Source organism: Myxococcales bacterium (assembly GCA_016712525.1).
Taxonomy (GTDB): Bacteria; Myxococcota_A; Polyangia; order Polyangiales; family Polyangiaceae; genus JAAFHV01.
Window position 1 is genome coordinate 2,305,674 of record JADJQX010000007.1, and the last position, 25,458, is coordinate 2,331,131.

General features: G+C 70.0%; 20 protein-coding genes. 13 read left to right on the top strand and 7 right to left on the bottom strand.

Annotated features, from left to right (window positions below):
* Positions 1–4: 4 nt before the first annotated feature.
* From IPK71_26810 to IPK71_26840, 7 genes are read left to right on the top strand one after another with little or no spacing between them, the layout of a single operon-like run.
* Positions 5–943, top strand: a complete 939-nt coding sequence (locus tag IPK71_26810) for a DUF58 domain-containing protein (GenBank protein ID MBK8217354.1) — start codon at positions 5–7, stop codon at positions 941–943.
* Positions 940–2,253: a hypothetical protein gene (locus IPK71_26815; protein ID MBK8217355.1), complete on the top strand. Its 1,314-nt coding sequence runs from the start codon at positions 940–942 to the stop codon at positions 2,251–2,253. Before IPK71_26810 ends, IPK71_26815 begins: the two co-directional genes overlap by 4 nt.
* Positions 2,250–3,401, top strand: coding sequence for a VWA domain-containing protein (locus tag IPK71_26820; GenBank protein ID MBK8217356.1), 1,152 nt, complete (start codon positions 2,250–2,252; stop codon positions 3,399–3,401). The genes IPK71_26815 and IPK71_26820 overlap by 4 nt, the downstream gene beginning before the upstream one ends.
* A gap of 29 nt (positions 3,402–3,430) precedes the next feature.
* Positions 3,431–4,543, top strand: coding sequence for a VWA domain-containing protein (locus tag IPK71_26825; GenBank protein ID MBK8217357.1), 1,113 nt, complete (start codon positions 3,431–3,433; stop codon positions 4,541–4,543).
* Entirely contained in the window at positions 4,540–5,550 is a 1,011-nt protein-coding gene (locus IPK71_26830; GenBank protein MBK8217358.1) for a hypothetical protein, read from the top strand. The genes IPK71_26825 and IPK71_26830 overlap by 4 nt, the downstream gene beginning before the upstream one ends.
* Positions 5,547–7,478 (top strand): BatD family protein, encoded by a 1,932-nt coding sequence (locus IPK71_26835; protein ID MBK8217359.1) that lies wholly within the window; start codon positions 5,547–5,549, stop codon positions 7,476–7,478. The genes IPK71_26830 and IPK71_26835 overlap by 4 nt, the downstream gene beginning before the upstream one ends.
* Positions 7,475–8,296 carry a hypothetical protein gene (locus IPK71_26840; protein MBK8217360.1) on the top strand — a complete coding sequence of 274 codons (822 nt, stop codon included), beginning with the start codon at positions 7,475–7,477 and terminating at the stop codon, positions 8,294–8,296. The genes IPK71_26835 and IPK71_26840 overlap by 4 nt, the downstream gene beginning before the upstream one ends.
* A gap of 66 nt (positions 8,297–8,362) precedes the next feature.
* Here the strand turns inward: IPK71_26840 and IPK71_26845 are convergent, their stop codons facing one another.
* Positions 8,363–9,862: a hypothetical protein gene (locus tag IPK71_26845; GenBank protein MBK8217361.1), complete on the bottom strand. Its 1,500-nt coding sequence runs from the start codon at positions 9,860–9,862 to the stop codon at positions 8,363–8,365.
* A gap of 182 nt (positions 9,863–10,044) precedes the next feature.
* Between IPK71_26845 and IPK71_26850 the strand changes: the two genes are divergently transcribed.
* Positions 10,045–12,873 (top strand): hypothetical protein, encoded by a 2,829-nt coding sequence (locus IPK71_26850; protein ID MBK8217362.1) that lies wholly within the window; start codon positions 10,045–10,047, stop codon positions 12,871–12,873.
* Positions 12,874–12,967: 94 nt separating this feature from the next.
* Here IPK71_26850 and IPK71_26855 read toward each other — a convergent pair whose 3' ends face one another.
* Together IPK71_26855 and pilB are read right to left on the bottom strand one after the other, a co-directional pair.
* A complete protein-coding gene (locus tag IPK71_26855) occupies positions 12,968–14,089 on the bottom strand; it encodes a type IV pilus twitching motility protein PilT (GenBank protein MBK8217363.1) in 1,122 nt (373 codons plus the stop codon).
* 61 nt (positions 14,090–14,150) lie between these two features.
* Complete coding sequence (gene pilB / locus IPK71_26860; protein MBK8217364.1) at positions 14,151–15,860, bottom strand: type IV-A pilus assembly ATPase PilB; 1,710 nt, start codon at positions 15,858–15,860, stop codon at positions 14,151–14,153.
* 163 nt (positions 15,861–16,023) lie between these two features.
* Between pilB and IPK71_26865 the strand changes: the two genes are divergently transcribed.
* From IPK71_26865 to IPK71_26885, 5 genes are read left to right on the top strand one after another with little or no spacing between them, the layout of a single operon-like run.
* Positions 16,024–17,193, top strand: a complete 1,170-nt coding sequence (locus tag IPK71_26865; GenBank protein ID MBK8217365.1) for an FHA domain-containing protein — start codon at positions 16,024–16,026, stop codon at positions 17,191–17,193.
* The gene (locus IPK71_26870) at positions 17,190–18,065 is read left to right on the top strand and encodes an endonuclease/exonuclease/phosphatase family protein (protein MBK8217366.1); all 876 of its coding nucleotides are present in this window, start codon (positions 17,190–17,192) and stop codon (positions 18,063–18,065) included. Before IPK71_26865 ends, IPK71_26870 begins: the two co-directional genes overlap by 4 nt.
* 56 nt (positions 18,066–18,121) lie before the next feature.
* On the top strand, positions 18,122–19,066 hold the full coding sequence (locus IPK71_26875; protein ID MBK8217367.1) for a MoxR family ATPase: 945 nt from the start codon (positions 18,122–18,124) through the stop codon (positions 19,064–19,066).
* Positions 19,063–20,328 carry a DUF58 domain-containing protein gene (locus tag IPK71_26880; protein MBK8217368.1) on the top strand — a complete coding sequence of 422 codons (1,266 nt, stop codon included), beginning with the start codon at positions 19,063–19,065 and terminating at the stop codon, positions 20,326–20,328. The genes IPK71_26875 and IPK71_26880 overlap by 4 nt, the downstream gene beginning before the upstream one ends.
* Positions 20,325–22,121: a transglutaminase domain-containing protein gene (locus IPK71_26885; GenBank protein ID MBK8217369.1), complete on the top strand. Its 1,797-nt coding sequence runs from the start codon at positions 20,325–20,327 to the stop codon at positions 22,119–22,121. Before IPK71_26880 ends, IPK71_26885 begins: the two co-directional genes overlap by 4 nt.
* Before the next feature lie 66 nt (positions 22,122–22,187).
* On the opposite strand, the gene IPK71_26890 is transcribed toward IPK71_26885, so the two are convergent.
* From IPK71_26890 to ndk, 4 genes are all read right to left on the bottom strand, one after another.
* The gene (locus IPK71_26890; protein MBK8217370.1) at positions 22,188–23,273 is read right to left on the bottom strand and encodes a succinyl-diaminopimelate desuccinylase; all 1,086 of its coding nucleotides are present in this window, start codon (positions 23,271–23,273) and stop codon (positions 22,188–22,190) included.
* Complete coding sequence (locus IPK71_26895) at positions 23,270–24,124, bottom strand: 2,3,4,5-tetrahydropyridine-2,6-dicarboxylate N-succinyltransferase (GenBank protein MBK8217371.1); 855 nt, start codon at positions 24,122–24,124, stop codon at positions 23,270–23,272. Before IPK71_26895 ends, IPK71_26890 begins: the two co-directional genes overlap by 4 nt.
* Before the next feature lie 35 nt (positions 24,125–24,159).
* Positions 24,160–24,927 (bottom strand): hypothetical protein, encoded by a 768-nt coding sequence (locus IPK71_26900; GenBank protein MBK8217372.1) that lies wholly within the window; start codon positions 24,925–24,927, stop codon positions 24,160–24,162.
* An 85-nt stretch (positions 24,928–25,012) separates the two neighbouring features.
* Positions 25,013–25,444, bottom strand: coding sequence for a nucleoside-diphosphate kinase (gene ndk, locus IPK71_26905; GenBank protein MBK8217373.1), 432 nt, complete (start codon positions 25,442–25,444; stop codon positions 25,013–25,015).
* Positions 25,445–25,458: the final 14 nt, after the last annotated feature.

The window sequence follows — 25,458 nt, forward strand, 5'->3', positions numbered from 1 at the left end:
CCCCATGATCCCGAAAGAGCTGCTCGCCGCGCTACGCACCATCGAGATCCAGACGGCGCGACTCGCCAACGAGCAGCTCTCGGGCACCTACGCCTCGAGCTTCAAAGGACAGGGCCTCGCCTTCCGCGAGGTGCGCCCCTACCAAGCGGGGGACGACGTCCGCACGATCGACTGGAACGTGTCGGCGCGCATGAACGAGGCCTTCGTGAAGGTCTTCGTCGAAGAGCGCGAGATGACCGTCATGATCGCGGTCGACCTCTCGGAGAGCCAGCGCTTCGGCACGCGGCGGGCGGAGAAATCCCATGTGGCCTCCGAGGTCGCGGCGCTGCTCGCGTTCAGCGCGATCCGGAACAACGACCGCGTCGGCCTCGTCCTCGGGACGAACCGGCTCGAGCGCGTCGTGCCCCCGAAGAAGGGCGAAAAACACGTCATGCGCGTCGTCCGCGAGATCTTGGGGTTCTCCCCCACCCTCCGCGAGCCCGCGAAGCGCGACGAGACGAAGGGGAAGAAGAAGAAGCCCGAGCTCGGCGCCGCCACCGACCTCAAGGGCCTCCTCGAGGGGCTCACGCTCGTGTCCCGCAGGCGCAGCATCGCGTTCGTGGTGAGCGATTTCTTGGCCGAAGGGTACGAGCGCGCGCTCGCCCTCGCCGCCGCCAAACACGACGTGGTCCCCGTCGTGCTCCGAGACGCACGCGACGAGGAGCTCCCGGACGTGGGGCTCGCGACCTTCCAAGACCTCGAGACGGGAGAGTCCGTGCTCGTCGACACGAGCGCTCCCGAGGTGCGTGCGTACTACAAGAAAGCCGGCCAGGCCCTCCGCGCCTCGCGCACGGCGCTCTTCCGCAAGCTCGGCCTCGACGCGGTCGAGATCGACACGGGCGGCTCGTTCGTGCGCCCCCTGCGCGACCTCTTCGCGCGAAGGGCGCGGAGGATGAGCCGATGAGGCGCGTAGGCTCTTCGGTGGTGGTGGCGGTCGCGGTCGCGGGGGCCGCCTCGTTCTTTTCTCTGACGTCCCTCGCGGCGGACGCGGGCCCGACCGACGCCGGCGCGCTCGTCGACGCCGCGGTCCCCTCGACGCTCGCGCAGGCCGCCGACGCCGGTGTGCCCGAGAGCATCCACGGGTGTGTCCCGAGCCTCGCGAAGGGGGCGGCACGGCCCGTCGTCTCCGAGGACTTTCCCCGCCACGGCGTCTCCGGGTGGGTCGCGACGCTCACCCTCACGATCCGTCATGGGAAGGGCGAGCACGTGCTCCCCACGGGCATGGCGATCCAGCGCGGGAGCGACGCCGAGAAGGAGCTCCAGAAGGCTGGCTTCGCGTTCCCGGAGCAAGACGGCGGCACCGGCGCGACCACCGTCACCGTGCTCCCGGAGGACAAGGACCACCCGGAGATCGTGACGACCGCGCTCGAGATGCCCGTGCTGCTCTTGCCGGAGAAACCCGGTCGGAGCGTGCTCACGCTCCCTCCCCTCCCCGTCGCGGTCGCGCGCGCGAACGGCGAGGTGTCGACCGTCTGCACGCACCTCCACACCATCACGGTCGACGATCCCATCTCGGAGGTCCCCGACCCCGAGCCTCGACCGAACCCTCCGCCGCGGCCCCAACGCGAAGAGTGGCGCGAGGCGAAGATCGCCGCGATCGTGCTCGCGCTCGCTGCCGTGCTGGGGGCGATCTTCGGTTGGGCGCTCCACGTCTGGAGGAAACGCCCGAAGCCGGTGCCGCCGCCACCGCCACCGCGCCCGGCATGGGAGGTCGCGCTCGAGAAGCTCGGTGCCGTTCGGAGAGCCGGGTACCTCGACGAGGGCCGCGCCGACGAGCACTGCGACCGCGTGAGCGACGCGCTACGCGAGTACGTGGGCAAGACCCTCGGCTTCGACGGTCTCGAGCGTACGACCGACGAGATCGCCCGAGAGCTCGGCCGCAGCGGCCTGCCGGACGCCGAAAAAGCAAAGGTTCTCGGGGTGTTGCGAGAGTGTGACCTGGTGAAGTTCGCCAAGTTCGTGCCCGACGGCCCGACGTGCCTCGGCTTCCTCGACACGGCCGAAGCGCACGTGAAGCGCACGATGCCGAGACCAGGCTCGAGACCCGAAAGAGCGGCTCTCGCTGGCGGCGCCGAGGCCGACGACCCGCCCCGCGATGCCGTGGGAGAAGAGCCCGCTGACGCCCCTCGTGCGAGCGCGACCTCCGACGAGCCACGCGCCGCGACCACGGACGAGCCCAGCGCCACGCCCCCCGACGAGGAGCCCCCGCGATGAGCCGCCTACGTCGCACGGCCCTCGTGATGGTCGCCACGCTGCTCGTCACGGGGCTCGCCCTCGCGGCTCCCCTCGCGATGCGAGGCCGCGCGTGGCTGTCCGTGGTGTGGGAGCACCCGTGGCTCGGGCTCCTCGCCTTGGGGGTGCCGTTCGTCGTCTACATGACGACGGTGGGCGCCGACGCACGCACGCCGCGGCTCCACGTGCCCACCGTCGCCGCGCTCGCGACCGGACCTCGGGGCCGCCGCGCGGCGTTCCGCGATCTGCCTGGCATCGTGCGGGGCGCGGCGCTCCTCCTCGGCATCGTCGCGCTCATGCGTCCGCAGAACGTGCTCCGCGGCGAGAACGCCGAAGAGAGCGGCATCGACATCGTGCTCGTGCTCGACCTCTCCGGCTCGATGCGGGCGCTCATGGATCAGGGCGAGGCGAACAACGTCCCCGACACGACGACCGACCGCCCCGTCCCCAAGCGGCAGACCCGCCTCGAGACGGCGAAGGACGTCATCTTGGACTTCGTCTCGCGCCGTAAGACCGACCGCATCGGCGTCGTCGTGTTCGGGAGGAGCGCGTACATTCTCTCCCCGCCCACGCTCGACAAGACGCTGCTCGCGGGCCTCGTGTCGAAGATGGAGCTCGATCTCATCGACGGCAACGGCACCGCCATCGGGGACGCGGTGGGCACGGCGGTCGCGCGGCTCCGCCGATCGACGGCGCGCTCGAAGGCCATCATCCTCCTCACCGACGGCGACTCGAACGCCGGCTCCGTCGCGCCCGAGTACGCGGCGCACCTCGCGCAATCGCAGGGCGTGAAGGTGTACACGGTGCAGATCGGCGACGGGGACGAGGTCGACGTGCAAGACGGCGTCGACCTCTTCGGACAGCCGCATTTCGTCCGGACTCACTTCCCCGTGAACCCCGCGCTGCTCCGCAAGATCGCGAAGGACACGGGCGGCGAGTCGTACGTCGCGACCGACAAGAAGAGCCTCGCGGTGAGCATGCACACGATCCTCGACACCCTCGAGAAGACGCGCTTCGAGGCGGCCGCGGCCACCATGGAGGACCTCTTCCCGCTCGTGCTCCTGCCGGCCGTGCTGCTCGTCGTGCTCGAGGCCCTGCTCCGAATCTGGCTCGTGCGGAGGTTCCCGTGAAGTTCGCCTACGACTTCTTCGGCCCGAGCATCTACACCCTGTTCGCGGCGCTCGGTGTGCTGCTCGTCGCGAGCCTCACCGTCGCGCTCGTGCGCGCCACGGTGCTGCGCCACAAGGACGTCGCTCGGTTCGGAGAGCCCTCGCTCGTGCGCAAGCTCCGCTCGTTCGACGCCGACTCCCGAAGGACCGTGAAGGGCGTGCTGCTCGTCCTCGGGATCGTGTCGGCGCTCTTTGCGCTCGCCCGCCCTCGCTTCGGGCGCGGGGTGAAGCACGTCCCGGCCACGAACCTCGACGTGGTCGTCGTGCTCGACTACTCGAAGAGCATGTACGCGCGGGACGTGGTCCCGAGCCGCACGGCGCGCGCGAAGGCCGAGGTCGCCCGGCTCGTCCGCGACCTCCGCGGAGCACGCTTCGGCGCCGTGGCCTTCGCGGGCGAGCCCATGAGCTTCCCGATGACGAGCGACGGCGCGGCGATCGCCCAATTTTTCCAGGGGCTCGAGCCGAACGACATGCCCGTCGGCGGCACCGCCACGGCCCGCGCCCTCGAGCGTGCGAGGGATCTGCTCGCCCGCGATCCGAAGTCGAAAGAGCACGTGCGCATCGTGGTGCTCGTCACCGACGGCGAGGACACCGAGGGGGATCCGACGCGCGTGGCCGAGGCGATGGCGCAAGAGGGCACCCGCGTCGACGTGATCCAGATCGGCTCTCGTGCCCCCGAGCCCATCCCCGAGGTGGGCCCCGACGGCCGGGTCGTGGGGATCCGGCAAGGCGACGACGGCAAGCCACTCTTGACCCAGCTCACGCCCGAGGCCGAGACCCAGCTCTCGAAGATCGCCGAGATCACCAAGGGCCGCCTGGTGACGCCCGGCAAGGGGGAGACGGGCATCGAGGACGAGGCGAGAGATCTCCGCCGCCTCATGAGCCAAGAGCTCTCGGAGCGCGTCGAGACCGTGTTCGCGGAGGAGTACGCGTGGCCACTCGGGCTCGCCCTCGTGCTGCTCGCGATCGAGGCCCTGCTCCCCGACGCGCCCGCGAAGGTGCCGCTCGTCCCGCTCCCCGTTCGCGCGGTCGCGCACAAACCCCGAGGGCGAAAGCGCGCGCGCGCCGCCGCGGACGATGACCGTGAGAGGAGGCCCGCGTGAGCTCAGGGCCGCGTAAGACCCGAATACTGCTCGGTTTTTGGATCGCTGCCGTGACCTTCGGTGCCCAGGCGGCGTGCGGCTGGGACCCGTCGCGTCCGTTCGAGCGCGAGTCGCCCGTCGTGAACCGGGCGCTCGCCGAGCTCGACGCCGAAGCGGGCGCGCAGCCGGCCGCGGACCTCCTCGAAGGCTACTTGTCGACCGGGGCGTGCGCCGAGAGCAACATCGGCACGCCGAAGTCGCTCGGAGAGAAGCCCGTCGCCGCCTTCGACCTCGGCATCGCGCTCTTTCGTGTCGGCGAGGCCTACGGCGCGCGCTTCGGGGACGAGGAGCAGAAGAAGCCCGAGACGCAGGCGCCCGGAAATGACGGGCAACGGGCGAGCCACATCGAGTGCGCGCTCCGGATCGCGAGGGCCGTGGCCGACGACCCGACCCAGGCCGTCGAGCTCCGTGCGCGCGCGCGGTACCTCGAGGGGAACCTGCTCTTCTTGGACGCCAAGTACAAGGAGGCCGTCGCCGCCTACGACAAGGCCCTCGTGCTCGGGCCCGGCATCCCGGAGGCGGGCATCGATGGCAAGGCAGGCGTGAGGTACGGAGATCCCGTCGGGCTCGACGCGGCCTGGAACCGCGCGGTCGCGCTCCGCCGCATCGAGGACAAGAAGGACGCGGGCGACGACTCCGGCAGCGACTCGGGCGGCGACGGAGGCGGCGACGGCGGCGGCGACTCGGGAAAAAACGACGGCGGCGGCGATGGCGGCGGCGACTCGGGAAAAAACGACTCGAACGACGCCGGAAAAGACTCGGGCGACGGCAAGGACGCGGGCAAGGACGCGGAATCGCCTCCCCCTCCGCCGAAGCCCCAAGACGACGGAGGCGCACCTCCTCCCCCTTCCGAGCGCAGCCAAGACGAGCGCTTGCTCGACCAGCTCGAGAACGCCCCGACCGTCCAGCGCGAGGCCGCCAAGCGGCAGAAACACCGGGGGACGGTGCGCGGCTCGGAGGACAAGTGACGTTCGGTCTCGTCGTCGCGCGCTGGGCTCACGTCGCGCCGCCCCGGGGTCTCTTCCATGTCGTAGGGGCGATCGTGGCGCTCGCGTTGACGCTCCTCTCGGCCCGTCGGGCGCACGCGGACGAGCTCCACGCGAGGGTCGACACGAACGTCGTCGAGGTGGGACAGACCGTCTCGCTCCGGCTCGAGGGGAGCACCACGTCGGGCGACGTGGGCAACGTGGATCCCGGGCCGACGCCGGGGTTCCGCATCATCGGCCGCAGCGTGATGCCGACGCGCATGGTCTCGATCGTGAACGGCGTGCGGACGGACAAAACGGGCCTCTCGGCCACCTTCACGCTGCTCGCCGAGAAGACGGGCACGACGACGCTCGGGCCGTGCACGGTGACGTTCGGAGGGCGGCAGGTACGCTCGGCGAGGGTCGACGTGCGGGTCGTCCCCCGTGGGCAAGGGCCGAAACAAGCCGCACCACAGGACCCGTTCGGAGGGCTCTTCGGGCCGAACGGCGCGCACACGAACCCCTTCGATTTCCTGAACGAGCCGAGCGCCGAGCCCGAGCCCTCCGTCGACCCGAAGCTCGCGCTGCCCAAGGCGCGCGGCAGGCTCGGTTTTCTCCACGCCACGGTCGACAAGACCCGGGCCGTCGTGGGCGAGCAGGTGACCCACACGGTGTACCTCTACGTCGAAGCGAGCACACGCGAGCCGCAGATAGGGGACGTCCACGAGGCGCCCGCCGCGGCCTTCCTCAAGAAGTCGCTGCTCGAGTCCGACAACGAAGCCCGCCACGTAGGCCTCGCGAAGGTCGGTGATCAGCTCTTCGAGGTGAAGCTCGTCCGCAAGGTCGCGCTCTTCCCTCTGAAGGCGGGCAAGCTACCCATCGGCGTGATGAGCATGCGCCTCTTCCGCAGCGCAGGTCAGCGCACGAGCCCCGACTCGGTGCGAGAGTCGGAGGATCTCCAGGTCGACGTGACCGAGCCGCCGCGAAGCGGGGCGATCGCGGGGACGGCGCTCGGCGACGTGGGCGACTTCTCTCTCCGCGCCGAGGTCGCGCCGCGCGAGGTCGTGCGTGGGGGAGCCGTGGCCGTGACGCTCACGCTCGAGGGGCACGGCAACTTCCCGAACAAGCTCCCCCTGCCGACGGTGAAGGGCGTCGAGTGGCTCGAGCCCGAGGTGCACGACAAGCTCGGCCCGAGCAGCGACGACCGGTACGGCGGATACCGCTCGTTCCGGTACGTCGTCCGCGTGAAGGAACCCGGGGCCTTCTCGCTTGGAACCGTTAGTTTTCCTTACTATTCGGCGCGCCTCGGAAAATACGGCTCGGCGCGCGCGGACCTCGGCTTCGTGACGGTCACTCCGGATGGGAAGGCCGAGCCGAAGGAGGTCGCGGAAGAGATCCTCCCGAACCTCCCACCGCCGCGAGGTGCGCTCGAGGGCTCGGCGGCGTCGGCGCGGCCGTTCTCGGATCGACGGGAGGCTTGGCTCCTCGTGTTCCTCGGTCCGCTCGGCTTCGTCGTGACGACGCTCGCGGGTCGAGCCAAGGAGCGCTTCACCGAGGCCCGCGCGGCGCGCGCTGCGTCCCCCGAGACCGAGCTCTCGAGGCGCATCGAGGCCGCGAAGAGCGCGCTTCGCGAGGGGAAGACGAACGACGCCATTCGATTCGCCCTCACGGTGCTCGAGCAAGGCGCGCTCGTGAAGCTCGGTGTCGGACTTCGCGGCGTGACGGCCGCCGAGAGACGCGAGCGGCTCCTCGAGGCCGGGCTCGACCGATCCGAGGTGGACGCGTGGCTCGAGGCGTTCGCCCGCGCCGAGGAGCGAAGGTACGCACCCGAGCCCCCGACCGAGGCCGACGCGACGGCGGAGCTCGAGCGATGCGTCGCGCTCGTTGCGAAGGCACGACGGAAGAAGACCGCGCCGAAGGAGGCCTCGTGAAGCGCGCGGTCGTGATGGGGCTCGCGCTCGCGCTCACTCTCGCGGCCGGACCCGCGCGTGCCGGAGAGCCCGAAGACGGGCTCGCGAGGGCCGAAGAGCACCTCCGCGCGGAGCGTGCGACCGAGGCCATCGCGGAGCTCGAGTCGCTCGCCGACCTGGGGCACCTCGACGCGGCGATCTCGTTCGATCGTGGCCTCGCCTACGCGCTGCGCGTCAAGAAGGGGCCGGCGACCGACGGGGACCTCGGGCGGGCCGTCCTCGGCTTCGAGGAGGCGAAGGGCCTCAGCACCCGCGACGACGTGCGCACCGCCTGCGACGCGGCCATCACGGCCCTCCGCTCCGAGTCGGCCAAACGTCGTTCGCGCGGAGGCGAGCCCCCGGACGTCGAAGAGGGCATGTCGCTCGGTCGCAGCGTCGTGCACCTCTTGCCCGAGTCGGCGTGGCTCGTGCTCGCGCTCGCGGCCTCGGTGGCGTTTTCGATCGGGCTCGTGGTGGGGCGGCGCGCGAAGGCTCGAGGGGAGTCGAGCCAGCTCTCGATCGCGCTCGGCTTCGCGGCCCTCCCCGTGTGCCTCTCGGCGACGACGCTCGGCCTCGCGGCGCGCGCCGAACGACGCGAGCTGCGCGAGGGCATCGTGGTCCGCGCGGGCGTGCGCCCCTTCGACGAGTCGCACATCGTACGAAGCGGAGCCGAGACCTTGCCGGAGGGCGCCAAGCTCCGCATCCTTGGTGACGCCGAGGGCTTCGTCGTGTTTCGGCGCGGAGCGACGCAGGGCACCCTCCCGAAGGACGCGGTGGGCGAGATCGTCCGTCGACGCTGACGCTGACGAGGGCGCGCCACTCGGGCGGCCGCGAAGGGACCGCCTCGTGCGCCGCGCCCCCTCTCCTCAGGCGAGGGCGATGCCGAGCTGTTTGCGCAGCTTGGTCGCGCGCTCCGAGAGCAAGAAGCTCAGGAGATCGTTCATTTTTTCGTCAATCTGAGCGCGGTCTTTCGTCTCGAGGGCGAGCACGTTCTCGGCCGCCACGAGATCGCCCGAGAGCAAGAGGCCCGCGCGCGCGCAGGTACGGTCGACGCTCGTGGCCCAGCGCGACAGGTTCACCCGGCCCCCCTCCTCGACGAACCGCAAGAACTGCCCTCTCAGGTGGTCGATCTGCGGCGGCTCGAGGATGGGCTCGATGGCCTTCGCGATCGGTACGACGAGCTCCTTCACGTGCCCCGACAGCGGGAGGCCCGGGTTGCCGATCGAGAGCGCAGCGAGGAAGATCTCCTCGAGGCCACGCGCGTCGGGCACGAGCAGCTTCACGAAGTGCTCTTCGCGGTAGTGCCCGAGGTGACGCCCCGCGAGGAACGCGAGCTCGGCCGCGGACCGGCCCGAGAGCGCGAGCTTTCCGAGGCGCGAGGCCGGCGGGACGTTCGGCACCATCTCGACGGCGCCGGCGTAGTCGGGCGCGAGGTAGAGCCCCGGCGCGCGCATGCCCAAGATGGCCGCGGCCCAGTGGAAGCACCGGACGGCCTGGATGGTCGACGACTCGGGATCCTGCTTTTTGTCCGCCTCGAGCTTCACGAGCTGCTTGTCCCGGCGGAGCGCCGAGATGCGCCCGACGAGCACCGCCGACACGACCACCGAGAAGATCTCGCCGACGAGCGCCTCTTCTTCGGGGTGGAAGAGGAGGCGGGTCCACGCCTCACGCGTGAGCGCGGCCTTCGGGCGAATGAGTCCGACGGTCTTGTGCTCTTCGTAGACGGCCCGCTGAGCCTCGTTCGCGGAGCCGAGGTAGGTGAGCACCTGCGCGACGAGATACCGCGAGTCTCTCTCGCCGCGCTTGTCGTAGAGGCGGTAGAGCGCGTGAAGGCTGTCCTCGTCGCGAGGGTCGTGCCTCACGCGACGCGCGAGGTCGGCCGGGTCCTCTTCGGGAAGGTCGGGGCGAGCGGCCGCCGGGGGCGCGACGTCGGAGAGGTCGATGTCGACCGCGATATGGGAGCGGGCGTCCTCGAGCTCGACCTCGAGATCCTTGATGCGGGCCTCGAGGGCCTTGATCCGGCGCTCGAGGGCCTGGGTGCGAGGGTCGGTCGCGGGGACGAGGGGCTGGATGCTCTGCGGCCCCGGCTCCCCGTCGGACATGTCCTGAATGACGACACGGTTACGCGACTCGTAGGCGGCCTGGAGGGCGGTCTCGAGCTTTCGAAGGCGCATGCGATCGAGGCCGAGGCTGTCGGCCATCTTGTCGAGCTGCTTGCGCTCCTCGACGGTGATGACCCCGTCCTCGATGACCTCGGCGAAGAGCTCTTCGTACATGGCCTCGAGCTTCCCGAGGCGCACGTTTCCAGACACTTCCCCCGCCTCGAACCCGGCCTGGTGCTCGAACGTGACGTTGGCTTCCGACATGGACTCTCCCTCGTTCGCGCCGCCCTGACCTAGGTGGCCGGTGCGCGAGGCGAGAGCATCGCAGAGGTGTCGGCCAAGGCTCAAGGGCTCTCTCGGCGGGGGTTCGCGAACGCCGGCTCGCGCGGGGCGGAGCGAGAAACCTTTCGCCTCACGCCGAAATCCCATACCCTCCGAGTCCTCGGATGGCGCAGTCCCCTGACCCGCTCATCGCCCGCTGGCGAGCCCGCCCCGACGCGGCGAACACCCTCGCGCTGTCCGACGCCCTGCGTTCGTCGGGTCGGCCCGAGATGGTGCGCGCGGTCTCCGACCACGTCCAAAAGAACCTCGCGGGCGACGTGAGCGTGCTCACCGCGGCGGCCCGCATGTGTGTCGCGCACGGCCTCTTCCCCGACGCGCAGCAGCTCCTCGTGACGGCAGGAAAGCTCGCGCCGAAGAGCGGCCTCGTCTACCGCTTGCTCGGTGAGGTCCTCCTCCGCCGAGGCGACGCCGAGCGCGCCGAGAAGGTCTTCGAGCGGGGCGCGCGGGTCGACGCCGACCCCGAGATGCGGCGATGGCTCGACCGCGCGCGCGAATACCGCACCGTGCAGGTGCACGAGGGCGCGCGTGTGGTCGCCGACGACGTCAACGCCAAGTTCCCGGTCCAAGAGGCGAAACGCGACGATCGGCGCGGGGCCCCGGCGGTCGACGAAGACATCGACACGCACGTCAAGAGCGCCAAGGACGACATTCGCCCGGCGATCGAGGCCATGGTGGCGAGGAGCGCGTCCCTCCCGGACGTGACCGCCGCCGCGCGCCCGCGGAGCTCGAACGACTTCCCCGACGCCGCCACCCGCGAGATCGGGCCGGGGACGAACCCGGTGCCCGCGCACGCGGTTTCTCCGGCGTCCCGGCCCTTCCCGGAGATTCCGGGCACCGTGCCGCTCGCGTTCCCGGTCGCACCGAAGCCGAGCGCGCGCCCGCCCGCGCCACCTCCCGCGTCGTCGCGTCCGCCGGGACCACCTCCGCCCGTTCCCCAGCGCCCGCCGCCTCCGATGCCCGCGCAGCCCCTCGGCGACGCGGCCTACCGCGGCTCGCAGCCTGGGCGCATCCCCGAGGCGCGGGACGTGCTCGACGCGCTCGCGATCGCCGGGGTCTTCGAGCCCGAAGCTGCGCAAAGGTCGCCGCTCGACTGGGCGAGGGCGAACGCGGCGCCGCCGCGCAAGAAGAGCTACGCGTTCGTCGTCACGCTCATCGTCCTGCTCGTGGGCGCGGGCTCCGGTGTCTTCTTCTACGTCCGCGACCGCCGCGCGAAGGACCACGCCCGCGCCGAGGCCATGCTGGCCAAGGTGGACGCCGACCTTCGTTCGTCCGACCCGCGGGTGCTCGAGCCCTCCGAGAAGACCATCGGCGAGGTCTTCGAGCTCGAGTCGCGCTCGCCCCACGCGGCGCTCACCTGGCTCCGCGAGCGCGCGATGGTCGGGCTCCTCCGAGGCGGTGAGAACATCGCGTTCGAGGGGCCCATCGCGCGCGCCAAAGAGGTCGGCGTCCCCGAGAGCGACATCGCCTTCGCCTACGTGGCCTCGTTCCTCTTCCAGTCCGACACGGTCGGCGCCGCGGCGGTCATGCCCAAGTGGGACGCCGTCGCCGGGAAAGACGCCCACTACCAGCTCCTGTCCGGAGCCGCCCTCGAGCGCGCCGGAGACGGCCGCGCCATCGAGCGGTACATCGCGGCCACCCGCCTCGACCCGAGCCTCGTCCTCGCCGAGGTCTTGCTGGCTCGGTACGTCGCTATCGACGGCGATCCGTCGAAGGCGATGGAGCTCGCGAAGCTCTTTCAATCGAAGTACCCGCAGCGCGTCGAGGCGAGCGCGCTCGTCGCCCTCGCGTGGGCGCGAAACCCGCTCCGGGATCCGGCTGTCCCCAAAGAGGTCAAGGAGACCCACGACCGTGCAGCCGAGCTCCCCCTCGGTCTCAAGTTCGTGCCCTTCGCGCTGAACGCGCTCGAGGCGCTGTCGAACCACACGCCCGACAAAGCCAAAGCGGAGCTCTCGCGCGGTCTGCAAGTGGCCGATGGGCCCGGGGTCGCGTCGTGGCTCGGGGCGATCGCTCTCGAGACGGGCGACGAGGCCGCCGCGCGCAAAGCCGCTCTGCTCGCCGTGTCGTTCTCCGCTGTTTACCCACCCGCGCGCACATTGGCGGCGCGGGTCGCATTGCTCGGATACCGCCTCGACGAGGCCCAAAAAGCCACCGACGAGCTCGACCCGCGTTCGGCCGACGTCGCGCTCGTGCGGGCGGCCGTCGCTTACGAGCGGCTCGACGCGGACGGGCTCGGCCGGGCCCTCGAGGGCCTCACGCCCGAGGCCAAGCAGCTCCCCTTCACGCGCCCCATCCTCTCGGCCCCAGCGCTCCTCCTCGGCACCGAGCAGCCCTCGGCCGACAAGCTCTCCCAGATGTTCGTGGTCGACGCCCCCTGGGCCGACGTGCTCGCCATGGACTCGGCCCTCGACGTGGGCGACCTCGCGGTCTCCGACAAGATCGCCGCAGCTTGGGGAGAGAACGACAACCGCCCGCACCACGCCATCCGCCTCGCGCGGCACGCGCGGTATCGCGGCAAGCTCGACGAAGCCGAGAAGTGGAGCAAGCTCGCGCTGACAGGCTCCATCACGGCGCGCAGCGTGATCGAACGCGTCTTTCTGCTCGTCGAAAAGAAGGACTACAAAGCGGTCGAGCCCATGCTCGCGCAGTACTCGTCCGTCCTCGGCAAACAGACGAAATGGGCGAGCGCGTACGCCCTCGCCTCCTCGGGGCGAGTCGAGGCGGCCCGCGCGAAGCTCGCGACCGAAGATCCCCCGCCCGATCTGGCCCCCCTGCCGATGCGCCTCTTGGCCGGGGCCACCTACGGCAAGCTCAAGGACCACAACGCGGGGTTCAAGTACATCAAGGCGCTCGCGAAGGCCGGCTTCACGAACCCCGATGTCGCGAACGCCTCCGAGAACGTCGGCCTCCCGCCCATCAAGACGCGGAGCCCCTGAGCTTCGCGCGCAGCGGGCGATCGACGGTGTCGAGGCCACCTCGGGCCCGGGGTTCCTTCGGAAGAAACCCCAGCGCCCGAGGCGGAGCGTTTCCTTAGCGCTGCGGAGGCTGCTGTGGCCTCGCCTGGCGCTGCTCGATCATCATCCGGAGCTCGTCGGGCTCGAGCGAGCGGCTCATGGCCTCCTCGAGCGAAATGTATCTCCGCACGAGCAGGTTGAAGAGCGACTGGTTCAGCGTCTGCATGCCGAACTTGTCTTGGCCGAGCTGCATCTGGCCGTAAATCTGCTGGATCTTGGACTCTCGAATGAGGTTCCGGATCGCCGGGTTGGGGACGAGCACCTCGAGGGCCATGCATCGCCCGGGCGCACCCGCGCGAGGCAAGAGCTGCTGCGAGACGACCGCCTGGAGCACGAACGAGAGCTTCGAGCGCACCTGGTCCTGCTGGTGCGGCGGGAAGACGTCGATGATGCGGTTGATCGTCGAGATGGCGCTGTTCGTGTGGAGGGTGGCGAAGACGAGGTGACCCGTCTCGCTGATCGTGAGCGCCGCCTCGATCGTCTCGAGGTCGCGGAGCTCGCCGAGGAGCACGACGTCCGGATCTTGGCGGAGCACGTACCTGAGCGCCCCCGAGAAGCTCGCGGTGTCTTGACCGACCTCGCGCTGGTTCACGACCGAGAGCTTGTGCCCGTGCAGGTACTCGATGGGATCCTCGATGGTGAGGATGTGGAGCCGTTGCTCGGAGTTGATCTTGTCGATGATCGACGCGAGCGTGGTCGTCTTGCCCGAGCCCGTGGGCCCCGTCACCAGGATGAGGCCGTTCGGGCGCTTCGTGAGCTCGCCGATGATCGGCGGCAAGCCGAGCTCTTCGAAGCTCAAAATCTTGAATGGAATCGTTCGGATAGCCCCGGCCACGGCCCCCCGCTGCACGAAGAAGTTCGCGCGAAACCGCGACAGTCCCTTCACCGTGAAGCTGAGATCGAGCTCGTTCTCCTTCTCGAAATGGATCTTCTGCTCTTCGTTCATGACCGAGTAGCAGAGGGTCTTCGTCTCGGGAGCGGTGAGCGGCGGGAGCTTCAGCGGGATGACCTCGCCGTCGATACGGAGCAGCGGCGCCGTACCGACGGTGATGTGCATGTCGCTCGCGCCCTTCTCCACCATCGCCTTGAGGAGCTGGTGGAGGTTGACCTTGAGGTCGGCCGGGTTTGGTTGCGTCATCGGGTGAAACCTCGATCGTGCATGGGGAGCGTGGAAGGAGACGGGAGAGCGGGACTGGAGATCAGCCGTCGGACATGGTCACGCGGAGGATCTCCTCCGTGGTCGTGACCCCGTCGAGGGCCTTGTTGATGCCCGACATGCGCAGCGTGGTCATGCCCCCCTTGATCGCGCCCATCTTGAGCTCGGCGGTCGACGAGCCCTGGAGGACCATCTCCTTTAGGTTCTCGGTGAAGCGCATGACCTCGTAGAGCGCGACGCGCCCCTTGTACCCCGAGCCGTTGCACGTGCGGCAACCCGCGCCCTTCCAGAGGCGGCCCTGGCAGCGCGCGATCTGCTCGGCGTTGAAGCCGATGTCCCGCAGCACGGCGTCGTCGACCATGATCTGTTGCTTGCAGTCCACACAGATCTTGCGGGCGAGGCGCTGGGCGAGCACGAGGTTGACCGACGCCGTGATGAGGAACGGCTCGACGCCCATGTTGAGGAGGCGCGAGATGGTGGCGGGCGCGTCGTTCGTGTGGAGCGTCGAGAGCACCATGTGGCCCGTGAGCGCCGCCTTGACCGCGATTTCGGCGGTCTCGAAGTCACGGATCTCGCCGACCATGAGGACGTCCGGGTCCTGGCGGAGGAATGCGCGGAGGGCCATCGCGAAGTTCAGGCCGATCTCGTCGTGCATCTGCACCTGGTTGATGCCGTGCAGGTTGTACTCGACCGGGTCCTCGGCGGTGCTGATGTTGGTGCCGACCTTGTTGAGGTCGGAGAGCGCCGAATAGAGCGTCGTGGTCTTGCCGGAGCCCGTGGGCCCCGTGACGAGCACCATGCCCCACGGCTGATGGATGGCCCAGAGGAAGTCGTCGAGGGCCTTCTGCTCGAAGCCGAGCTTCGTCATGTCGAGCTGGAGGTTTCCCTTGTCGAGGAGACGCATGACGGTCTTCTCGCCCCAGAGCGTGGGGAGCACGCTCACGCGGAAGTCCATCTCGCGGCCCTTGCCGAGCTTGAGCTTGATGCGGCCGTCCTGCGGGAGGCGCCGCTCGGCGATGTCGAGCTGGCTCATGATCTTCACGCGGCTCGAGATCGCGTTCTTGAGCTTCACCGGCGGGTTCATCTCTTCGACGAGCACCCCGTCGACACGGTACCGGACGCGCAACGACTTCTCGTAGGGCTCGATGTGGATGTCGCTCGCGCCCTTCTTGATGGCGTTCAAGAGGATCATGTTCACGAGCCGGATGACCGGCGCGTCGGCGCTCGCCTTCTCGAGCTCGAGGACGTTCATCTCCTCTTCTTCGCCCGTGAACTCGATCTCCGACTCGTCGAAGCCGGCCATGACCTCGTCGTACGAGGGGCCGACGCTGTAGTTGCGCTCGATGGCCGCGAGGATCGCGTTCTCGGACGCGATGACCGGCTCGATGTTGTAGCCCGTCAGGAACTTGAGATCGTCGATGGCGTGCAGGTTCGTCGGATCGGCCATCGCGACGATGAGCGAGCTTCCCGCGCGCGAGACGGGGATCACCTTGTGGCGCTCGCACTGCTCGCGCTGCACGAGCTTCAAGATGTCCGCGTCGATCTCGTACTCGTCGAGCTGGATCGTCGGGACGCGGTACTGCTGCGACAGGAAGTTCGTGATGTCCTGGTCGCTGACGAACCCGAGCTTGGCGAGGGCCGCGTTCAGGTTCTGCCCGGTGCGCGATTGCTCCTCCTGGGCCTGACGGAGCTGAGAGAGAGAGATGAGCTTCTCGCGTACGAGCAGCTCGCCGAGTCGGTTCTGGTTCGCCATGCGTCCTCTCGAGGATCTCGGCGCTCGCGCGGGACCGTGGGCCCGGGTGCCGTGCCCGGAGCTCCACGAATGCCGGCGTTCGCCCGATGTCCTTCGATGATACCGAGCAAATCGAAACCGACACGACCAAATCGCAGCGAACCTTTGGTACGCTCTCTTGCCGGTGGGAGTCTTCGATCGCCTGTTCGGAAAGGGTCGCGACGCCGAGAGAGCGCGGAAGGCGGAGCTTCGCGGCGAGCTCGCGCGGGCCGTCGAGCTCTTCGTCGAGGCCGATAGGCCGGCCGAGGCGGCCCGCGTCATGGTCCTCCGGGGGGACGCCGAGCCCGACCACCGCGCCCGGCTCCAGCACTACACCCTGGCCGCGCGCACGGCTCCCGAAGGCACGGAAGAGAACAAACTTGCCCGAAAGAAGCGCGCGCTCCTCGTGCTCGCCCTGTCGGGCGACGTCGCCCTCTCCGCGGTGCACCGCCGCGACACGACCGACGCCGCGCTCGAGCTCGAGGCGATCGGGGAGAACGAGGCCGCGGCCGACGCCTACCGGAAGCTCGGGGATCTCGACGGAGAGGCCCGCGCGCTCACCGCCGCAGGTGACGTCGACCGCCTCGAGTACCTGCTCGCGTCCGAGCAACACAAGGAGCGCGGCGAGCGAAAACGGCGGGATCGCCAGGCCGAGGTCGATCTCTTGCTGACGAGCGGGCGGCGACGGGAGGCCCTCGAGCTCCTCGCCACCCTCGCGCAGGAGGCCCCGGACGATCCGGCGTCGCGCGAACGCATCGCCAGCCTGCGCGCCCGCCTGGCCAAGGGCCCCGTCGTCCCCGTCGCGCTGAAGGGCTCTCGCCTCGCGATCACCTTCTCCCACGAGGTAGTCATAGGTCGGAGCGAGGGAACGCTGCTCGTGCCCTCGAACGCCGTGAGCCGGCGCCACGTGGGCATCGCGCGCGTCGGAGGCGTGGCGACGGTGCGCGATCTCGGGAGCCGAAACGGCACGCAGCTCCGTGGGTTGCCCGTCCGAGGGGAGCTCCCCGTGGGGGAGGGCCTCGAGCTCACCATCGGCAAAGAGGTCCCGCTCGTGCTCGCCCCGAGCCACACGCTCCCCGGGGTGCTCGAGATCGAGGTCGGAGGGCAGCGTGTCACGACGGCCTTCGGCCCGTTCCCGCTCGGCATCGGGGACTGGGCGCTCGCCGAAGCGGCCGACGGCATGATCGAGCTCCGAGGGAGATCGCCCGCAGCCTACCTCGGAGACGTCGCCCTCGGCGATGGCACGACGCTCCTCGTCGGAGACGTCGTCACGACCGAGCGCGGAGGCTCCCCCGTGCTCAAGGTGCTCGGATGACCGAAGGCGCTCGGCCGCCGGAGAGGTTCTCTCTCTGCACGTGGAACTGCTTCGGCGCGGCGCAGGGCCTCGTGTCGGTGCTGAGAGGGCGTGGGGCGGCGGCGGCACACCGCTTCGAGCACCCCGATCTCCACGAAGAGCTCACGCGCGTCGACATTTTGTGCGCCCAAGAGCTCTGGCTCGAGGACGCCGTGCACGCGTTCCACAAGCCCGCTCACTTGCCGAACCGCCTCTTGGCCGAGAACCGGTGGACGTTCCTCCCTCTCACGATCGCGGGCAGCGGGCTCGGGATCGCGTCCCGATACCGCGTGGTCGCGTCCCGCTTCGCGTCGTTCTCGCGGCCGCACGCCGGGTCGGAGCGCTTCGCACGAAAGGGCATGGCGTACGCCCGGATCGCGCTCCCCTCCGGAAGCGAGCTCGACGTCGTGACGACCCACATGCAGTCGGGGTACACCGACCTCGCCGCCGCCGTCCGCGCGAGGCACCTCGGCGAGCTCCGCGCCTTCGCCGACGAGGTCGGCTCCGACGATCGCCCCCTCGTGGTGGCAGGAGACTTCAACGTCGACGGGAGGGTCACGGTCCGTGATCGCGAGTACCGCACCCTCGAAGACGTCTTCTCGGGTTTCACCGACGTCTTCCGCGACGACGACCCCATCACCTTCCACCCGACGGGCAACGGCCTCGCCGGAAAGTACGAGCCCGACGCGGCCGACCAGCGCATCGACTACGTCTTGATCCGCGACCGCGGGCGCACGCTGGACGTGCTCGAGCGCGAGAGGTTCCTCGACGACGTCTTGCCCGCCCGCGGAGCACACGGGGCGATCCACGCTTCGGACCACTACGCGCTTCGGGTCGAGCTCCGCGAGCGATGAGCGTCGCACCCGCGGAATACCGATGAGCGACGCACGTTCCAACCCCACGTGAGAAGATGAGCGACGTGAACGGATCCCACGAAGCTATCGCCGAGCTCCGAAAGCGCATCGCAGGCGTCTTGCGCGGAAAAGGGGACGTGGTCGATCACGTGCTCGTCGCCGCGCTCGCCGGGGGCCACGTGCTCCTCGAGGACGTCCCGGGCGTCGGCAAGACGACGCTCGCCAAAGCGTTCGCGCGCACCCTCGGGGTCGGGTTCGCACGCGTGCAGTTTACACCCGATCTCCTCCCCCAGGACATCTTGGGCTCGCTCGTGCTCGACCCGGAGCGCGGCACGTTCGCGTTTCGGAAGGGCCCCATCTTCACGCACGTCCTGCTCGCCGACGAGATCAACCGTGCCTCTCCTCGCACGCAGTCCGCGCTGCTCGAGGCGATGAGCGAGGGGCACGTCACGGTCGACGGAGAGACCCACCCGCTCCCACCTCCGTTCCTCGTGCTCGCCACGCAGAACCCGAGCGACCACCACGGCACCTACCCCTTGCCGGAGGCCCAGCTCGACCGTTTCCTCATGCGACTCTCCATCGGCTACCCGAGCGCCGAAGAGACACGAGCGCTCCTCGTGGCCCGCAAGAACGACGATCCCCTCGACGCGCTCTCGCCGCTCTTCGCCGAGGGAGAGCTCGTGGCGCTGCAAGAACGCGCGCGAGACGTACGCTTCGACGATCGTGTGCTCGACTACCTCGTGACGCTCGTCCAGAAGACCCGCTCGCACCCGGACGTCGAGCTCGGCGTGAGCCCGCGTGGCGCGCTCGGGCTCTTTCGCGCGAGCCAGGCGAAGGCCCTCGTCGACGGTCGGAGCTTCGTCGCGCCGGACGACGTCGCCGCCCTCGCCGTGCCGGTGCTCGCTCACAGGCTCGTGCTCGGCCCCGAGGCCAAATACGCGGGTCGGCGCGGCGACGCCGTGGTGAGGTCCATCGTCCGGGACGAGCCCGTCCCCGTATGAAGCTCGACTGGGAGCGGCTGAACCACGTCCTCATCCCGGTCCCGACGGCCGCACGGAGGCGAAACCGGAAGCCCACGTCCGAGAGCGTGCGGCGCCTCGTCGACCTCGCGTTCTCGCTGACGCCGAAGGGGCAGGTCGTGCTCGTGATCGCGAGCCTCGTGGGCGCCATCGCGATCGCGCTCCCCGCGTCGCGTGTGCCGTTCTTCTTCGGGCTCACGATCTCGCTCTTCTCGGTCTCGGTCGGGATGCGTCGTCGCTTCCGCCTCGATCGCGGCTCACGGCCGTCGCGCGTGTCGTTGGTGTCGCCCTCCCGTGCGACGGTCGGAGAGGCCCTCACCGTGCGCGTCGTCGTCGACACGGAAGAGCCTCCCGACACCCTCACGGTCCGCGGGCCCTTCCTCCCCTGGTTCGCGCGCTACGAGAACAAACCCGAGGCTCTCCGCGAGGATCGCACCGAGAAAGGGGTCGTGTCCGACACGGTCGTCCGCTTCTCCCGGCGCGCCGATCTCCACCTCGGCGCGTTCGCCGTCGCGAAGCGGATGCCATTCGACCTCGTGACCGGGCCGTCCCTCGAGACCGAGGCCTTCCGGGTCACCATCGTGCCCAAACCCGCGCGGTTGACGAGCCTCGACCTCCCCGGGATCGCCGACGGCACCGCGCGCGAGGCGGGCTTTCGCCGTGGGGGCAGCCGCGATCTCGCCGGCGTGCGGGAGTACCGCGAGGGCGACCGCGTGCGCGACCTGTGCGCTCGCGCGTGGGCACGCACGGGGATCCCCCACGTTCGCGAGTACGACGATCCGGAAGAGGCACGGGCCGTCGTCGTGGTCGACACCCACGGTGAGGAAGGTGACGCCTTCGAGGCCGCCATGTCCGTCGCGGCGGGGGTCTCCGAGACGTGCCTCGCGTCGGGGCTCGCGCTCCGCCTCGTCGTCGTGGGCGACGCCGTCCACCCGTTCGACATCGGCCGCGGACGAGAGGGGCGCTTCACGGTGCTCGACGCCCTCGCCGTGGCCGAGCCCTCGAAGGTCTTCGATCGTGCGCGGCTCGAAGCCCGCGTGATGCCCCACCTGCGAGGGGTGTCGGGGGTAGTACTCGTGACCACCAAGTGGGACGAGGACCGCGCCGCCCTCATGCGCAAATTTTCGGTCCACGGCGCCGTACCTCGCGTCGCCCTCGTCGGCGATCGGCGCCCCGCGACGCTGCCCGCGTACGTCCGCTTCGTGCGACCGAGCGAGGTCGCCTCGGGAGGGCTCGCGCTGTGATCGCCCGAGCGCCGACCCGAGCGCTGAGTCGGCTCGACATGGCGCGGCTCGGCCCCGCCATCGCGGCCATCGGGTTCGTCGCGTTCGGAGATCCGCGGGCCCTCGTGTCGCTCGTCCCTCTCGTCGCCCTCCACCTCGTCGTCGAGAAGAGGAGCGTCGCGCGCGCGATCGAGCTCGGGATCTACGCGGCGCTCGCCGCCGTCGTCGTGGCCACGCTTCGGTTCGGCCCCGAGCCACGCGGCGGCTTCGCGACCACCATCGCGGGCATCTCGGCCGTGTTCGTCGCGGCCCGCTCCCTCTTCGTGCCCTCCTTCGCGCGTACGGCCGCCGACCTCGGCCTCGTGCTGGTCGCCGCCACGGCGACAGGGGCACCTCCGCAGCGGTTCTTGCCCTACGGACCCCTGGCGACCGCGCTCTTGGTCCTCGCGACGTACTTCCGCGAGCGCGGCGAGGCGGCGCCGAAGGCCACGGAGGCCCACACCGCGGCCCGTATGCGCTCGCTCCGCATGGCGGCGCTCTTTCTCGTCCTCGCGAGCGCCGGAGGCCTCGCCATGGGCCGCGCCCTGCCCATCTTTACGTACCGCTACGCGACCCGCCTCGCCAAGCTCGTCTGGGAAAGGCCGCGCTCGTCGTTCGAGGAGGACATGGTGCTCGAGGACGGCGACGCGAGCGCGAGGTCGATCTTGGAGTCCGAGCGCGTCGTGCTCAAAGTGTCGGGCACGAGCGTCGACCATCTGAGGGGCAAGGTCTACGACCTCTTCGACGGGCGTCGCTGGCACGGCATGACGTCGATCGACGCGCCACGAGGAGGCGCGAGCGAGCGAGGTGCGAAGGTGACCGTCGAGGCCGTGCACCCGAGCCACGTCTATTTCGCGCCGCTCGACTACGCCGTGGTCAACGCGACCACGCGGGACGGAAGCATCGCGAAGGGGCCGCTCCGCACCACGTGGGAGATGGTGCCCGAGAAGGCCACCGTGGCGCCCCCGCAAGCCCGCGACCTTCGCACGGACCGAGCTTCTCCCGAGCGCGTGCGCGCCCTCGCCCTCGCCTGGACCGCCGGCGCCCCCACGGACAACGACAAGCTCCTCGCCCTGGAGGAGCACCTCCTCCGCGACTACAAATACAGCCTCACGCGGGAGCCCTTCGACGGCTCCGCGCTCATGGACTTCCTCTTCGTCCACAAAGCCGGCCACTGCGAGCTCTTCGCGACGGCGTTCGCGCTGCTCGCCCGTTCGGTCGGGATTCCGGCGCGTGTCGTCGGAGGGTACCGCGTGGTCGAGCCCGGCCCCGAAGGGAACACGTACGTCGTGCGCGAGCGCCACGCCCACGCCTGGGTCGAGGCGTACCACGGTGGTGCATGGCACGTATGGGACCCGACTCCCGCCTCGGCCTTCAGCCGCAAAGCGCCTCTGTGGGAGCGCGCGCTCGACGCCATCTCCGATCCGAGGACCCTCGTCGTCATCGTGCTCGTGACGGCGCTCGGTGCGGCCTTCGTGTTCGTCCGCGCGCTCCTTCAACGCCGCGCCGAGGCGCGCTCACGCGTCGCGACGCACGAGGCGAGCCCCGAGCTCTCGCGGCTCGAAGCACACCTGGCCGAGGCGGGTTTCGTGCGCCCACCCCACGAGGGGCTCTTCGTGTTCGCTTCGAGCCTCGAAGACCGTGGCGAGATCGCCGCGGCCCGCGCCGTGCGGTCGGCCGCTCACTTCCTCTACGGGCACGAAGGCACCGCCGAGGCCCTCGCGGAGAGCGTGGACCGCGTCATCGCCGAGCGAAAGAAGCTCGGCCCCGCCTGAGCGAAGCGCGGCCCACCTAACCTCTTGAAACTTATTCGTTTTTCAAGCCACAAAAGGCCAGCGCTCTCACTCGACCGAAGAGCAGAGCCAACGCTCGAAGATGCGGTACCCCTCGTGCACGAGGGAGGTCGCGCACGACTCGTTCTTCTGGTGCGCTTGGGCGTTCTCGCCGGGTCCGAAGTTGATCGCGGGGATGCCGAGCGCCGAGAACCGCGCCACGTCGGTCCAGGCCTGCTTCGGCTCGACGGTGCGCACGCCGCACGCGACGAGCTTCTTGACGAGCGGGTGCGACGCGCTCGGCAGCGCTCCGGGGCTCACGTCGAGCCATTCGACGTTCGCGCGCCCCTTCACGAGATCGAGGACGTGCTGCTTGCCCTGCTCGGGCGAGTGCTCCGGCGAGAACCTGTGGTTCACGTTCAAGACGAGCTTGTCGGGCACGACGTTGCGCCCGCGCCCGCCGTCCCGCGCTTGGGTCACCGTCGTCACCGTGCGGTAGACGAGGCCGTCGATGTGCGACTCGCGGGGGGCGAGCGCGGCGAGCTCCATCAGGAACGGGGCGGCCTTCGAGATCGCGCTCTCGCCCTCCCACGGACGCGACGAGTGGCCGGTCTTCCCCTCGAAGGTGACCGTGGCGTGAATGGACCCGTTGCACCCGAGCTGCATCCGGTTGTCCGACGGCTCGAGGCACACGGCGAGATCGACCCCTCGGAGCACGGCGTCGGCCTCGAGCACGGGCCCGAGCTCGTTCTCCGCGTACGGCCCCTCTTCACGCGCGTAGAAGACGAGGGTGACGTCGACATCGAGGCGCGAGAGGGCGCGCTCGGCGAGCACGAGCATCACGGCGAGCCCGCTCTTCATGTCGCTCACGCCGGCGCCGAAGATCCGCCCCGGCTCGCGGCGCGCGGGGCCGTTCTCCGTGCGCACGGTGTCGGTGTGCCCACACAGCGCGACGTGGGGCCGCGAGCCCTTCGCCACGAGCGGGACGACGATCGAGTCTCGGACGCGGCGAATGGGCCCCGCGAGCGGGAGCTTCTCGAGCCTCGCGACGAGCGCGTCGCAGAGGGCCTTCTCCTCGCCGATGGGCGAGTCGTGCGAGACGAGCCAAAAGAGCGCGTCGTCGAGCGCCTGCTCGAGCGGGACCTCGGCGCTCATACGGGCACCGCGAAGTCGCGCAGCGCCTGGTTCAGGCTCGTCTTCTTGTCGGTGCTCTCCTTGCGGTGACCGATGACGAGCGCGCACGGCACCCCATACTCTCCCGCGGGAAAACGCTTCGTGCGCACGCCCGGAATGACCACCGCGCGCGCAGGGACGACCCCTCGGTACTCTTTGGGCTCGCTCCCCGACACGTCGACGATGACGGTCGACGAGGTGAGCACGACGCCCGTGCCGATGACCGCCTCTTTGCCGACGCGCACCCCTTCGACCACGACGACGCGCGAGCCGATGAAGGCACCGTCCTCGACGACGACGGGAGTGGCCCCCGGGGGCTCGAGCACACCGCCGATGCCCACGCCTCCCGAGAGGTGCACGTCGCGCCCGATCTGCGCGCAGGAGCCGACCGTGGCCCACGTGTCGACCATGGTGCCCGCGCCCACACGCGCCCCGATGTTCACGTAGCCCGGCATGACGATGGTGCCCGGCTCGCAGAACGCGCCGTACCGCACGACGCCCGGCGGCACGACGCGCACGTTCGCGCGATCGAGGTGCCTCTTGAGGGGGATTTTGTCGTGGAACTCGAAGGGCCCCACCTCGAGCCGCTCCATCTTTCGAACGGCGAAGAAGAGCAAGATGGCCTTCTTCAACCAGGCGTTCACCACCCAGTCGCCCCCGTCGACGGGGCCCGGCTCGGCCACGCGGTAGGCGCCGGCGTCGAGCCCGGCCACGGCTTCGTTGACGGCCGACACGTGCGTCGGGTCGGAGAGGAGCGAGCGATCGTCGAAGGCGGCCTCGACGAGGCCTCGGAGTGTCTCGGCGCGACCGGCGTAGTCGTGAGCGGGTTCCATGCGCGAGACCATAGCCGCACGCGCGCCCCGCGGGATCAGATTCGAGGCCCGTCCGAGCTCGGGAAACGCAGGGACGAGCGCTCTCCGTCACGGAGCTCGCAGCCCATCCGCTCGGCCAGGCGCGCCGCGACCGCGAGCGCCACGTGGGGGCCCGGTACCCTCGGCACCATCGACTCTCCTCGGGGCGGGTCGTCCGCGCGGCTCACGACGAGCTCCGGGCCTCGGTCGCCGAGCGCGGCCACGACCTGCGACCCGGGCGGCGCGCGTTGGAGCAGCACCCGAACGAGCCAGGCCGCGACCGTCGTGTCGCATACGAACGGGAGAGGGTCGTCTTGGATCGCGACGAAGAGGTGCCCCTCGCCTCGCCCCGGCCGGAGCACGAGGCCGAGCACGTCGCGGAGGGTGAGCTCGGTGCTCTGCCCCTCCGAGGCGCGCCGACACAAGTCGCACACCTCCACACATCCCTCCAGGACACGCACCTCTTGGCGCAAAGCGCGCTCGAGGGCGAGGCGCGCGTTCACCCTCTTCGGGCCCGAAAAGCCCAAAATGGCGACCCGCGTGGCCCCCACCGAGGCCGACGCGAGCGCCCCGACCTGCTCCCCAGGGCACTCCCCACCGCCGCACTGGAAGAACGTGTCGAGCGCGTCGAGGCCGGAGAGCAGCTCGGGCAAGAGCTCCTCGACGACACGATGATCGACCCGAGGGCTGCGGACCAAGTGCTCGATGTTGCGCAGCGCGACGAGCGCATCCCGCGCGGAGCTCGGCCCGATGGTGCCGTAGACGTCCGACTCCCGTTCGCTCATGCCGTGCTCGACATGAAAGCACGGAGGCCGCGCCTCGTGGAGCCCACGCGACACGGCCTCTCGCAGATTCGTAGGGCGACGTAGGTCAGCCGGCGACCGGCGCGACCTCGGAGGCGGGGAAGAAGTAGGCGATCTCGATCTTGGCGTTGTCGAGCGAGTCCGAGCCGTGGACCGCGTTCTCGCCGATGCTCGCGGCGTAGAGCTTGCGGATCGTGCCCGCCTCGGCCTTGGCCGGGTCGGTCGCGCCCATGGTCGCGCGGTAGTCGGCGACGGCGTTGTCCTTCTCGAGGACGGCGATCACGACCGACGAGCGGGTCATGAAGTCGCACAGCTCGCCGAAGAACGGGCGGGCCTTGTGGACGGCGTAGAAGCCCTCGGCCGCGGCGCGCGAGAGGTGCGTCTTCTTGATGGCGAGGAGGGTGAAGCCCTTGTCCTCGAGGTGGGCGAGGATGGCGCCCGCCTTCTTCTTCTCGACGGCGTCCGGCTTGATGATGCAAAGGGTGCGTTCGACGGCCATGACTGCTCTCCTGA

Bases quoted from the DNA above. Each gene is read 5' to 3' on its own strand.
- IPK71_26810 (MBK8217354.1), top strand. From the start codon at position 5: ATGATCCCGAAAGAGCTGCTCGCCGCGCTACGCACCATCGAGATCCAG.
- IPK71_26815 (MBK8217355.1), top strand. From the start codon at position 940: ATGAGGCGCGTAGGCTCTTCGGTGGTGGTGGCGGTCGCGGTCGCGGGG.
- IPK71_26820 (MBK8217356.1), top strand. From the start codon at position 2,250: ATGAGCCGCCTACGTCGCACGGCCCTCGTGATGGTCGCCACGCTGCTC.
- IPK71_26845 (MBK8217361.1), bottom strand. From the start codon at position 9,862: ATGTCGGAAGCCAACGTCACGTTCGAGCACCAGGCCGGGTTCGAGGCG.
- IPK71_26850 (MBK8217362.1), top strand. From the start codon at position 10,045: ATGGCGCAGTCCCCTGACCCGCTCATCGCCCGCTGGCGAGCCCGCCCC.
- IPK71_26855 (MBK8217363.1), bottom strand. From the start codon at position 14,089: ATGACGCAACCAAACCCGGCCGACCTCAAGGTCAACCTCCACCAGCTC.
- pilB (MBK8217364.1), bottom strand. From the start codon at position 15,860: ATGGCGAACCAGAACCGACTCGGCGAGCTGCTCGTACGCGAGAAGCTC.
- IPK71_26870 (MBK8217366.1), top strand. From the start codon at position 17,190: ATGACCGAAGGCGCTCGGCCGCCGGAGAGGTTCTCTCTCTGCACGTGG.
- IPK71_26875 (MBK8217367.1), top strand. From the start codon at position 18,122: ATGAGCGACGTGAACGGATCCCACGAAGCTATCGCCGAGCTCCGAAAG.
- IPK71_26880 (MBK8217368.1), top strand. From the start codon at position 19,063: ATGAAGCTCGACTGGGAGCGGCTGAACCACGTCCTCATCCCGGTCCCG.
- IPK71_26890 (MBK8217370.1), bottom strand. From the start codon at position 23,273: ATGAGCGCCGAGGTCCCGCTCGAGCAGGCGCTCGACGACGCGCTCTTT.
- IPK71_26895 (MBK8217371.1), bottom strand. From the start codon at position 24,124: ATGGAACCCGCTCACGACTACGCCGGTCGCGCCGAGACACTCCGAGGC.
- IPK71_26900 (MBK8217372.1), bottom strand. From the start codon at position 24,927: ATGAGCGAACGGGAGTCGGACGTCTACGGCACCATCGGGCCGAGCTCC.
- ndk (MBK8217373.1), bottom strand. From the start codon at position 25,444: ATGGCCGTCGAACGCACCCTTTGCATCATCAAGCCGGACGCCGTCGAG.